Origin of the sequence: Klebsiella sp. EMBS2024 (assembly GCF_036233805.1) — a bacterium.
Classification (GTDB): domain Bacteria; phylum Pseudomonadota; class Gammaproteobacteria; order Enterobacterales; family Enterobacteriaceae; genus Klebsiella; species Klebsiella pneumoniae.
On record NZ_JAZARW010000001.1, the window covers coordinates 3,860,280 to 3,872,174 of the forward strand.

At 60.6% G+C, this 11,895-nt stretch carries 11 protein-coding genes; 4 read left to right on the forward strand and 7 right to left on the reverse strand.

The window, feature by feature from the left end; genetic code table 11:
- Positions 1-82: 82 nt before the first annotated feature.
- Complete coding sequence (locus VZP09_RS17575; RefSeq protein ID WP_165452882.1) at positions 83-859, reverse strand: siderophore-interacting protein; 777 nt, start codon at positions 857-859, stop codon at positions 83-85.
- 237 nt (positions 860-1,096) lie between these two features.
- Between VZP09_RS17575 and VZP09_RS17580 the strand changes: the two genes are divergently transcribed.
- Entirely contained in the window at positions 1,097-1,651 is a 555-nt protein-coding gene (locus VZP09_RS17580) for a PadR family transcriptional regulator (RefSeq protein ID WP_087848199.1), read from the forward strand.
- Between the two features lie 257 nt (positions 1,652-1,908).
- Complete coding sequence (ygjG, locus tag VZP09_RS17585) at positions 1,909-3,288, forward strand: putrescine aminotransferase (protein ID WP_009309655.1); 1,380 nt, start codon at positions 1,909-1,911, stop codon at positions 3,286-3,288.
- 46 nt (positions 3,289-3,334) lie between these two features.
- Here ygjG and lsrG read toward each other — a convergent pair whose 3' ends face one another.
- From lsrG to lsrA, 6 genes are read right to left on the reverse strand one after another with little or no spacing between them, the layout of a single operon-like run.
- Positions 3,335-3,631, reverse strand: a complete 297-nt coding sequence (gene lsrG / locus VZP09_RS17590; RefSeq protein ID WP_002917723.1) for a (4S)-4-hydroxy-5-phosphonooxypentane-2,3-dione isomerase — start codon at positions 3,629-3,631, stop codon at positions 3,335-3,337.
- Entirely contained in the window at positions 3,628-4,515 is an 888-nt protein-coding gene (gene lsrF / locus VZP09_RS17595) for a 3-hydroxy-5-phosphonooxypentane-2,4-dione thiolase (RefSeq protein WP_032415566.1), read from the reverse strand. Before lsrF ends, lsrG begins: the two co-directional genes overlap by 4 nt.
- An 11-nt stretch (positions 4,516-4,526) precedes the next feature.
- Positions 4,527-5,528: an autoinducer 2 ABC transporter substrate-binding protein LsrB gene (gene lsrB / locus VZP09_RS17600; protein WP_032415567.1), complete on the reverse strand. Its 1,002-nt coding sequence runs from the start codon at positions 5,526-5,528 to the stop codon at positions 4,527-4,529.
- 1 nt (position 5,529) lies between these two features.
- Complete coding sequence (gene lsrD, locus VZP09_RS17605; protein WP_032415568.1) at positions 5,530-6,528, reverse strand: autoinducer 2 ABC transporter permease LsrD; 999 nt, start codon at positions 6,526-6,528, stop codon at positions 5,530-5,532.
- Positions 6,529-7,563, reverse strand: a complete 1,035-nt coding sequence (gene lsrC, locus VZP09_RS17610; RefSeq protein ID WP_032415569.1) for an autoinducer 2 ABC transporter permease LsrC — start codon at positions 7,561-7,563, stop codon at positions 6,529-6,531. It lies immediately after the preceding gene.
- A complete protein-coding gene (lsrA, locus tag VZP09_RS17615) occupies positions 7,560-9,047 on the reverse strand; it encodes an autoinducer 2 ABC transporter ATP-binding protein LsrA (protein ID WP_004181393.1) in 1,488 nt (495 codons plus the stop codon). The genes lsrC and lsrA overlap by 4 nt, the downstream gene beginning before the upstream one ends.
- A gap of 218 nt (positions 9,048-9,265) precedes the next feature.
- Between lsrA and lsrR the strand changes: the two genes are divergently transcribed.
- Entirely contained in the window at positions 9,266-10,237 is a 972-nt protein-coding gene (lsrR, locus tag VZP09_RS17620; RefSeq protein ID WP_328795309.1) for a transcriptional regulator LsrR, read from the forward strand.
- Positions 10,238-10,274: 37 nt separating this feature from the next.
- The gene (lsrK, locus tag VZP09_RS17625; RefSeq protein ID WP_040181578.1) at positions 10,275-11,873 is read left to right on the forward strand and encodes an autoinducer-2 kinase; all 1,599 of its coding nucleotides are present in this window, start codon (positions 10,275-10,277) and stop codon (positions 11,871-11,873) included.
- Positions 11,874-11,895: the final 22 nt, after the last annotated feature.

Consider the following 11,895-nt stretch of genomic DNA (forward strand, 5'->3'; position numbering starts at 1 on the left):
CGCCACCCGACAAAAAACGGCACCGCCGGTAGCCCGGATAAGGCGCGACGCGCCGCTATCCGGCTTTTACCACGATGGCTTTTTACTTGCTGTGCCAGTACGCCTGGGAACGCACCAGCTGCTGATCGATGCTCTCGTCTTCAAAGCGCGCCAGCAGCGATTTCACCACCGCGCCTTCGCCGGTCAGCCAGATAAAATAATCCTCCGCCGGTACCTTCACCTGCGCCAGACGCTCGGCGACGAAGGCCGGATTGTGGCCCACCACCCACTCGATGTTAAAGCCGTCGAGATCCGCCAGATAATCTTTATACGACGCATCGGCGATAGTAACGATGGCCGTCACCTGCGGCCTCGCCGGCAGCTGGCGTAATCCCAGCAGACGACGGCGCAGCGCCGGCATGCCGGACTCATCGCAAACATACAGCTGCCAGGCATAATCTTCCGGCACCACCAGCGAGCCGCGCGGGCCGCCGATCACCAGCTTATCGCCCACTTTTGCTTCCAGCGCCCAACGGCTGGCGATACCGCCATCGTGGATATAGAAATCGTAAGCCAGCTCGTGACGTTCGGCATCGTACAGCGGCGTATAGTCGCGGGTGGCAGGCCGCACGCCTTCCCCCCAGTCAGTCCCCTCCTCGGTCACCTGCGGCGGGGTAAATGCCGCGCCCGGCTCGGGGAAAAAAAGCTTGGTATGGTCGTCAAAGCCGTGAGAGGCGAAGCCTTCCAGCGCCTCGCCTCCCAGCACGATACGCTGGAACGCCGCGCCTGCGCGCTCCACGCGCAGCACCGTCAGCTCACGGAAACGCAGCTCATTGCGGACACGCTGCGGGTACTTGTCTGCTTTGGTTTTTGTCATCATCGATTGCCTTCGTGAACGGTAAATAGATATATCTAAACTTGATGCAAATGATAATGATTGCCAACTAAAAAGAATGCAAGTCTTTTTTTGATATAGTCAAAACAAACCGCATCAAAATCCACATCCAGAAAACAATCACATATATATCAACATCTTAAAAAATAAATAGCAACCAGCATNGCGAACATTCATTTTTTAGATATAAATTAGATATATCAAAAACAGCAGGAGGTAACCATGCGACATCATCATGAAGAAGGGCGTGGGCCACGCGGGCGCCACGGTGATCCCAGCGAACACGGCGACCATGGCCGCCGCGGCGGCGGACGTCGCCAGCGTTTCTTTGGCCACGGCGAACTGCGGCTGATCATTCTGGATATCCTCAGCCGCAGCGCCAGCCATGGCTATGAGCTGATCAAAGAGATCGAAACGCTTACCCAGGGGAACTACAGCCCCAGCCCGGGGGTGATCTATCCGACGCTGGATCTGCTCCAGGACCAGGGCCTTATCAGCGTGGAAGACGACAACGGACGCAAGAAAATCCTTATCAGCGAGGAAGGAAAACAGCTGCACGCCGAAAACCAGGAGCACCTGGCCCATATCCAGGAGCGCCTGCAGGCGCGGATGGTCGGCTGCGAGCTGCGCCGCGATCCGCAGATGAAGCGCGCGCTGGAAAACTTCAAAGCGGTCCTCGACCTGAAAGTGAACCAGCAGGCCAGCAGTACCGCCCAGCTCAAGCAGATCATCGGCATTATTGACCGGGCGGCGATGGAGATCTCTCAGCTCGACTAAGCCTCTTTTTTCACCACCGGCTGCCCCGCGCTGGGGCAGCCCGCACCACGGCGGATCGCCCCGACCATTGCCGCCAGGCAGAAAATCTCGTCAGCTCAGGAATAAAACGTGCCAATAGTGGCGCAATGAGATTAAATTTTACACAATTCGTCTTTTACTTTGCATTTATCCCGATTTTCACCGCTTCTGCCGAACTGGCGTAATCCCTGCAATACTTAATCCAGTATCGTGTGATACGTCCGCCCCAGGAGCACATTTTGAACAGGTTACCTTCCAGCGCATCGGCTCTGGCCTGCAGCGCACACGCACTGAATCTCATTGAAAAGCGCACGCTTGATCATGAGGAAATGAAAGCACTTAACCAGGAGGTCAGGGAATACTTTAAAGAGCATGTGAATCCGGGGTTTTTAGAGTATCGAAAATCGGTCACAGCCGGCGGGGATTACGGAGCCGTAGAGTGGCAAGCGGGAGGGTTAAATACGCTTGTCGACACCCAGGGACAGGAGTTTATCGACTGCCTTGGTGGGTTTGGCATCTTCAATGTAGGGCACCGTAATCCAGTTGTGGTATCCGCCGTCGAGAATCAACTCGCGAAACAACCGCTTCACAGTCAGGAGCTGCTGGACCCGCTACGCGCGATGCTGGCGAAAACCCTGGCGGCCTTAACGCCCGGCAAGCTCAAATACAGTTTCTTCTGCAACAGCGGTACCGAATCAGTAGAAGCGGCGCTGAAGCTGGCAAAAGCCTATCAGTCTCCGCGCGGCAAATTTACCTTCGTCGCCACCAGCGGCGCGTTCCACGGTAAATCGCTGGGCGCGCTGTCGGCCACCGCCAAGTCGACCTTCCGCAAACCCTTTATGCCGCTGCTGCCGGGCTTCCGCCACGTGCCGTTCGGCGATATCAACGCCATGCGCACCATGCTGAGCGAGTGCAAGAAAACCGGCGACGACGTCGCGGCGGTGATCCTCGAGCCGATTCAGGGCGAAGGGGGCGTGATCCTCCCGCCGGCGGGTTACTTACCGGCGGTCCGTAAACTGTGCGACGAGTTTGGCGCATTGCTGATCCTCGACGAAGTGCAGACCGGCATGGGCCGCACCGGCAAGATGTTCGCCTGCGAGCATGAGAACGTCCAGCCGGACATTCTGTGTCTGGCGAAAGCGCTCGGCGGCGGTGTGATGCCGATCGGCGCGACGGTGGCGACGGAAGAGGTCTTCTCGGTGCTCTTCGATAACCCGTTCCTGCACACCACCACCTTCGGCGGCAACCCGTTGGCCTGTGCGGCGGCGCTGGCGACGATCAACGTGCTGCTGACGCAAAACCTGCCGGCGCAGGCGGCGCAGAAAGGCGATATGCTGCTGGACGGTTTCCGCCTGCTGGCGCAGGAGTATCCGGACCTGGTGAATGAAGTGCGCGGGAAAGGCATGCTGATGGCTATCGAGTTTGTTGATAACGAGATTGGCTACGACTTTGCCAGCGAGATGTTCAGACAGCGGGTGCTGGTCGCCGGGACGTTAAACAACGCCAAGACGATCCGCATTGAACCGCCGCTGACCCTCACCCTTGAGCAGTGCGAACAGGTGCTGAAGGCGGCGCGCAAGGCGCTGGCGGCCCTGCGCGTTTCGGTCGAAGAAGCGTAATAAAGTGTCCTTCACCCTCTCCCTCTGAGAGGGTGAAGGATAACCCTCACACCTGCGGTAACAGGCCGATAAAGCTGCGCTTCTGCCGCGGCTGCGACATCATCTCCTCCAGCTTTTCGACGCAGGCTAAATAGTGCGGCGTCTTCTTATGCGCCAGCACCGCCTCATCGTCTTTATAGGCTTCGTAGATAAAAAAGCGGGTTTTCACCTCGGGATCCTGCAGGACATCAAAGCGCAGGTTGCCTGGCTCCTGCAGCGCGCCCTCGTGGTTGGCGCGAAACACCTCGAGAAACTCATCCACCCGCTCGGGTTTAATATTGATCTCCACTAGCGTGACGTTCATTTCAGCTCTCCCTGTTTTTCTTCCTGCCAGAACTGATACGCTTCGCGCGCGTTCAGATTCTCATGCACCACCTTTTTCACCGCCTTAAGCATCGCGCGCGGGGCGCTGGACTGGAAGATGTTGCGCCCCATATCCACCCCGGACGCGCCCTGGTCGATCGCCCGCCAGCACATCTCCAGCGCCTCATGCTCCGGCAGTTTTTTACCGCCGGCGATAACGATCGGCACCGGACAGCTGGCGGTCACTTTTTCAAAGCCTTCCTCAACGAAATAGGTCTTCACAAACTGCGCCCCCATTTCGGCGGCAATCCGGCTGGCCAGCGAGAAGTAGCGCGCGTCGCGGGTCATCTCTTTGCCGACGCCGGTAACCGCCAGGACCGGCATACCGTAGCGATTGCCGGCGTCCACCAGTTTGATGATGTTATTGATCGACTGATGTTCGTATTCGCTGCCGATATAGACCTGCGCCGCCACCGCGCATACGTTGAGCCGCAGCGCGTCTTCCATCGCCACCGCCACGCATTCGTTGGAGAGTTCGCTTAAAATCGAATTGCCGCCGGAGGCGCGGAGCACCACCGGCTTATTGGTGGACGCCGGTACCTGGCTGCGCAGTACGCCGCGGGTACACATCAGCACGTCGGTGTCGGCAAACAGCGGCGCAATCGACAGGTCGATACGCTCCAGCCCGGTGGTTGGCCCCTGGAAGTAACCGTGATCGAAGGCCAGCATCACCGTGCGGTTGCTGTGCGGATTAAAAATGCGCGCCAGCCGCGACTGCATGCCCCAGTCCAGCGAGCCGCAGCCTTTCAGGGTATACAGCGTATTCTGCTGCGGGCGGTCGATGCCGAAGTCTTTCCCCTCTTTGATATCGTCTAAATCTGCCATCTCATCCTCCGTCAGAAGTCGTAGTTGTTGATGTTCTCTTTGCTGAACACCACGCGCTCCGGCAGCAGCACGATACCGTTGCCCTTCGCCTCATACTGGTAGCCCTGCACGCTATTCGGTTCGACCTTCAGCGAGCCGATATCTTTCACCTCAACGCTGTCGCCTACGTTAAGATCGCCCTTTTTCAGCAATCGATCGGCGACGTTAACCGCAATTTTGCCCTGCTGAACCACATCCCACAGGCCGAACGCTTTCACCGTGCCGCGCTCAACGTACGGGCGCATCACGTTCGGCGTACTAAAGCCGACGATCGCCACGCCCTGACGCTTGAGGTTCTCCGCCGCCTGCGCCGCCGCCGGCAGCGCATTGGCATCCGGCGCGATAATGGCGTCGAGATCCGGATAGGCTTTTAAGATCCCCTCGGCGGTTTGCAGCGATTTGGTGGCATCGTTATAGCCGAACTGAGTGGTGACGATTTGCCACTGCGGATGCTCTTTTTCGATTTTGGCTTTGGCTTCCTTCACCCACTGGTTCTGGTCGGTCACCGTCGGGCTGGAGTAGAAAAACGCTACCTTGGCAGTAGGCTTCGTCACCTGCTTTTCCGCCATCTCGACCAGCAGGCCGCCAAGCTGCTGCGGCGTGCCCTGATTGATATAGATGCTGCGGCACTCCGGCTTGGTATCGGAATCCCAGGTCAGGACTTTCACCCCGCGCTGCATCGCCCGCTTCAGCGCCGGACACAGGCCGTCCGGCGAGACGGCGGAGACGATAATCGCGTTGTAGCCCTGGTTGACGAAGTTGTTGATAAGCTGCACCTGGCCGGAGACGCTGGGCTCGGAGGGACCGTCATAGGTAACATCCACGCCCAGCGCTTTCCCCGCCTCTTTCGCGCCGTTGCCGCCGCTGGTAAAGAAGCCGACGCCGACCAGCTTAGGAATAAAGGCGATGCGGTCCGCCGCCTGTGCGGTGACTACGCTCATCGCCAGCGCCAGCACGATCAGTTTTAATTTCATTTTATGCTCCGATTGTTTTATGCGAGAAAAGACGCCGCCAGGTCGCGCGCACCCATTCACGGTGCAGGCTCAGCGAACGCCCCATCACCACCACAACCAACAGCGCCCCTGACAGCGCGCTCGACACCTGGTTGGGGATGCCGACCATCTGTAAACCCTGTTGCAGATACCCCACCAGCAATGCCGCCAGCGCGGTACCCAGTATCGATCCCGAGCCGCCGTAAATATTGGCCCCGCCGAGCACCGCCGCGGTCAGTGCCGGCATCAGCAGGTCGCGGCCCAAATCCGAACGCGCCGAGCCGAAATAGGAGACCATCACCAGCGCCGCGACCGCCGAGGCGACGCCCACCAGGCCATACAGCACGTACGGGATGCCGTTCACCGACAGCGCGGCATAGCGCGCGGCGCGCGGGTTTTGCCCGAGTAAAAAGAGGTGGCGGCCAAAGCGCCCGCGATGGGCCAGTAGCCAGAAGAAAAAGGTGATAATCGCGAATAGCACCAGCGGCAGCGGCAGTCCGGCGAGGGTTAAATTGGCGAAGGCGGTGAAGCTATCGGGAAAACCGCCAATCCCCTCGTAACCGGTCGCGCCGGCCATCCCGGAAAGCAACAGCGCGCCGCCGCCATACAGATATAGCGTACCAAGCGTGATCACCAGCGGGCTGATGCCGGTGTAGTGAATCAGCGCGGCGTTGAATAACCCGCACAGCAGCCCCAAGAGCAACGTCAGCGATACCGCGAGCCACAGCGGCCAGCCCGCCTGGGTCATCACCCCGAGGGCGATGGCGCACAGGCCGATGGTCGAGCCCAGCGAAATATCAATCCCGCCGCTGATGATCACCAGCGTCAGCGGCAGCGCGACGATGCCGATGCAGATAAAGTCGCTGGTGCTAAAGAGCAGCATATTGAGATCCAGCATGCGCGGATTCAAAGCGCCGAATAGCAAGATTTCCGCGATCAGCAACGCCAGCAGCGCGCTTTCCCAGTTAAGCTTCAGCTTCATTTAAGCCACCTCTTTGCTTTTGCGTTCGGGAAAGCGGGCAACCTGTTTGCTTCCTTTGTTACCGGGCTGAAAACGGCTGTACTTCAGCGCCCGCTGATGGCGGGCCAGCGCCTGACGCAGGCGGCCATCGAGCACCAGCACACCGAGCAGCACCAGGCCGGCGATAAAGTCATTCCACCAGGCGGGAAGGCGGAACAGCACCAGTACGGTGTCAATTTGGGTGAGGAAAAAGGCGCCGAGAAACGCGCCAAGCAGCGTGCCGGTGCCGCCGAGCAGCGAGATCCCGCCCAGCACGCAGGCGGCGATGGCTTTCATCTCCAGGCCGCTGCCGGTCTGATTAGGCACAAAACCAATCTGCGCGGCGAAGACGATCCCGGCGCAGGCCGCCAGCATACCGTTGAGAGTAAAGGCCAGCATCCGCGTGCGGTTGACCGCCACGCCCAGCTGACGCGCGGCGGCGAGGTTATCGCCAACGGCGTAAAAATCACGACCGAATGCGGTGCGCGACAGCAGCCAGCCGCCTGCCAGCAGCAGCGCCAGCACCAGCCAGCCCAGCGGCGACACGCCGATAAACGCGGGCTCCGAGAGCGATTTCAGGCTGTCGGGCAAACCCTCGATCCATTTCCCGCCGGTCCACAACAGCATCACCCCGCGATACAACCCCAGCGTACCGAGCGTCGCGACGATCGCCGGGATGCGCAGCCCCACCACCAGCAGGCCGTTAAAAGCTCCGGCCAGCGCGCCAATCGCCAGCGCGAAGGCGATAGCCGTCGCCAGCCCGTAACCGTTGTTCAGCGCCACGCCGACGGCGATGGCGCACAGCCCAACGGTCGAACCTACCGACACGTCAATATTGCGGGTCAGCATCACCAGGGTCGCGCCCAATGCCAGCAGGCAGAGGATTTGCGAGCTGGAGAAAATCATCGCCAGGGTCTGCAGGCTGAAATAGGCTGGATTGAGCGCCACCAGCACAACAAAGAGCGCCACGATGGCAAAGAAGGCGCTCAGTTCGCGATTCTTGAGTAACGTTTTCATGCCTGCCCTCCAAAGGCCAGGGTCATCATGCGATCGACGGTCACCGCCTGCCGCGCCAGCTCGCCGCTGTAGCGGCCCTGATGCATCACCAGCACCCGGTCGGCCAGGCCGATGAACTCATCCAGATCGGAGGAGATCATCAGCACTGCCACATTTTGCGCGGCGACGCTTTTCAGCAGCTGATAGATATCGGCGCGGGCGGAGACATCCACGCCGCGCGTCGGCTCATCGACAATTAGCAGCAGCGGGTTGGCCTCCAGACAGCGCGCCAGCAGCACCTTCTGCTGGTTACCGCCAGAGAGAGTGCGCACCGGCTGATCGCCATCGGCCAGCTTGATCCCCAGCGCCCGGTGATAGCGCTCAACCACCGCCGCCTCCCGTTTCCCCTGCTGCCACCACGACGGCTGATTGAACATCACCGTGTTCCAGCGCACCGGCGCATCAAGAAACAGCCCCGAGACCTGGCGGTCTTCCGGCAGATAGACCAGCCCGCTGGCCAGCCGGGCTCGGGTGCTGTCATTACTAATCTCGCGATTCTCCAGCCAGATCCGCCCGGCGCGTGGTGGACGCAGGCCGTATAAGGTTTCGGCAAATTCGGTGCGCCCGGATCCCACCAGCCCGGCGAGGCCGACGATCTCCCCGGCGCGGATCTCCAGATTGAGATCGATAAAGCCTTCTCCGGTAAGATCCTCCACCCGCAGCACGGGAAAATCCTGCGCCTGGGTGCGGCGGTTGCCCGGCAGCGCCAGCCACAGCTTTTGCGTGTCGCTCAGCGTATGGTCGCGGCTGGCCGGCGTCATAGCGCTAATCAGTTGCTCATCGCGGTAAGTTGCGGTCTCGCCGCTCAGCACTACCGCCCCGTCGCGCATCACCGAAATATGGCTGGCAAGCTGGCGGATTTCGGGCAGTTTGTGCGAGATAAACACGATCCCCACGTCCAGCGCCTGTAACGCGCGGATCTGGCTAAACAACCTCTCCGTTTCCCCCGGGGTTAAAGAGGCGGTGGGTTCATCAAGGATCAGGATCCGCGCTTCGCGCATCAGGCCGCGCAGGATCTCGACCATCTGTTGATCGGCTACCTCGAGCGTGCTGGCGCTGGCGTCGAGGTTGATCTGGCAGTTCAGCTGCTGCAGTTTTTCCTGCAGTCGCGCGGTGGTATCCGCCCGCTTCGGCAAACGAAAGAGAATGTTCTCGCGCACGCTGAGGTTGGGAAACAGCATCGGCTCCTGCGGCACCAGATAGATGCCCAGCTGGTGGGCCAGCGCCGGGCTGAGGCGCGCAAACGCGCGGTCGCCGATCGTCAGTTCACCGCTATCCGGGGTTTCGACGCCGGCGATGATCTTCATCAGCGTCGATTTACCCGCGCCATTGCCTCCCATCAGGGCATGCACCTGGCCCGCGCATAGCGTAAAGTCGATGCCCTTCAGCACGGCAACGCCGGAGAACTGTTTGCGGATCTGGCGAGCTTCAAGCAGTGGCTTCATCGTCGCGCCTCGTTTGAACAAATGATTTTTAAATTTAATAATGTTNAAAAGCGTAGACGGTGAACTATATTTACAACCGTGCGAAGATCACAGTTTGGCGCTTTAGATCCTCAGGAAAAAATGGGCCAGCGATGAAAGATCCGTTTTGCCAGTCGGCTCACACTTTCCGGCCGCGCAATAGCGAACATATGATCTAAATTTTTATAAGAGTTCAATTTATGAGCGAAAAACGCATTACGGAAGAGAACCGCTACGCCGGGCTGGCGTTAGCCGAGGAAGAGCTGGTGGCGCGGGTGGCGTGGTGCTACTACCACGACGGCCTGACGCAAAATGACATCGGCGAGCGTTTGGGGCTGCCGCGGCTGAAGATTTCTCGCCTGCTGGAGAAAGGCCGCCAGTCCGGGGTGATCCGCGTGCAGATCAACTCGCGCTATGAGGGCTGTCTGGCGCTGGAAAGTGAACTCCAGCAGCGCTTTGGACTCAAGATTGCCCGCGTGCTGCCGGCGCTCAACACCCCGCCGATGAATACCCGGCTGGGTATCGGCGCGGCGCAGTCGCTGATGGGCATTCTGCAACCGGGGCAATTATTGGCAGTCGGTTTCGGCGAAGCCACCATGAGCTGCCTGCAGCATCTCAGCGGCTTTATCGGCTCGCAGCAGGTGCGGCTGGTGACCCTCTCCGGCGGCGTCGGCCCGTATATGACCGGTATTGGCCAGCTGGATGCCGCCTGCAGCGTCAGCATTATCCCGGCGCCGCTGCGGGTCTCTTCGGCGGAGGTCGCCGAGATCCTGCGCCGTGAGTCGAGCGTGCGCGACGTGATCCTCGCGGCGACGGCGGCGGACGCGGCGGTGGTTNGCATCGGCGCCATCGATCAGCGGCGCGACGCGACCATCCTGCGCTCCGGCTATATCAGCGAGGGCGAACAGCTTATGTACGCCCGCAAAGGCGCGGTCGGCGACATTTTAGGTTATTTCCTGCAGGCCGACGGCAGGCCGGTAGAAGGACTGGAGATCCATCGGGAACTGCTCGGCGTGACCCTTGATGAGCTAGCGCAGCTGCCGACCATCGTTGGCATCGCCGGGGGAGAAGAAAAAGCGCAGGCGATTTATGCCGCTCTGATTGGCAAGCGCATTAATGGCCTGGTAACGGAAGAGACAACAGCACGCGCGGTGCTTACCCTGGCCTCCTGACGGCCTGGCGCCGCGCGACAACAGCGAGGCGCATGTCATGAGTTACCTGTTAGCGTTAGATGCCGGGACCGGCAGCATTCGGGCGGTTATTTTCGATCTTAATGGCCGCCAGCTGGCGGTAGGCCAGGCCGAATGGAAACACCTGAGCGTTGATAACGTCCCCGGCTCGATGGAGTTCGACCTTACCACCAACTGGCAGCTGGCCTGCCAGTGCATTCGCCAGGCGCTCGACGCCGCCCGGCTCTCTGCCGCCGATATTCAGTCCGTCGCCTGCTGTTCGATGCGCGAAGGCATCGTTCTCTATGACCGCAACGGCGAGGCCATCTGGGCCTGCGCCAACGTCGATGCCCGCGCCAGCCGCGAAGTGGCGGAGCTTAAGGAGATCCACGACTATCGCTTCGAATCCGAGGTATACGAGGTCTCGGGACAAACCCTGGCGCTCAGCGCCATGCCGCGCCTGCTGTGGCTGGCGCACCACCGCCCCGATATCTACCGCAAAGCGGCAACCATCACCATGATCAGCGACTGGCTGGCGGCGAAGCTTTCCGGCGAGCTGGCGGTCGACCCGTCAAACGCCGGCACCACCGGCATGCTCGATCTGTTCAGCCGCGACTGGCGTCCGGCGCTGCTGGATATGGCCGGGCTGCGCGCCGATATGCTGTCGCCGGTCAAAGAGACCGGTACCCTGCTGGGCGCCGTCACCGAAGCGGCGGCGCAGCAGAGCGGCCTGCGCGCCGGGACGCCGGTGGTGATGGGCGGCGGCGACGTCCAGCTCGGCTGCCTGGGCCTTGGGGTGGTGCGCGCCGGGCAAACTGCGGTACTCGGCGGCACTTTCTGGCAGCAGGTGGTCAACCTGCCGCAGGTGCGCACCGATCCGCAGATGAATATTCGTGTTAATCCTCACGTGATTCCCGGCATGGCGCAGGCGGAATCGATCAGCTTCTTTACCGGCCTGACCATGCGCTGGTTTCGCGACGCCTTCTGCGCTGAAGAAAAACTAATTGCCGAGCGGCTCGGCGTCGATGCCTATTCGCTGCTGGAGGAGATGGCCAGCCGCGTCCCCGCCGGTTCCCACGGCGTGATGCCTATTTTTTCCGACGCTATGCACTTTAAGCAGTGGTACCACGCCGCGCCGTCGTTTATTAACCTCTCCATCGATCCGGAGAAGTGCAATAAAGCGACCCTGTTCCGCGCGCTGGAAGAGAACGCGGCGATTGTCTCCGCCTGCAACCTGGCCCAGATTTCGCAGTTCTCCGGGGTGACATTCGAGAGCCTGGTGTTTGCCGGCGGCGGCTCTAAAGGCGCGCTGTGGAGCCAGATCCTCAGCGATGTCACCGGCCTGCCGGTGCGGGTGCCGGTCGTCCGCGAAGCCACTGCTCTGGGCTGCGCCATCGCCGCCGGAACCGGCGCCGGGCTGTATGACGATATGGCCAGCACCGGAGAGCGGTTAGTGAGCTGGCACCGCGAGTTCACCCCAAATCCGCAGCATCGCGAGCTGTATCAGGAGATGATGAGCAAGTGGCAGACGGTGTACGCCGATCAGCTTGGCCTTGTCGATAGCGGGCTGACAACGTCGATGTGGCAGGCGCCGGGTCTGGAACGCCGCCAGCGCGTTGCGTCTTCCCCCTCACCCTAACTACCGGTTCCGCTCCGCCTTT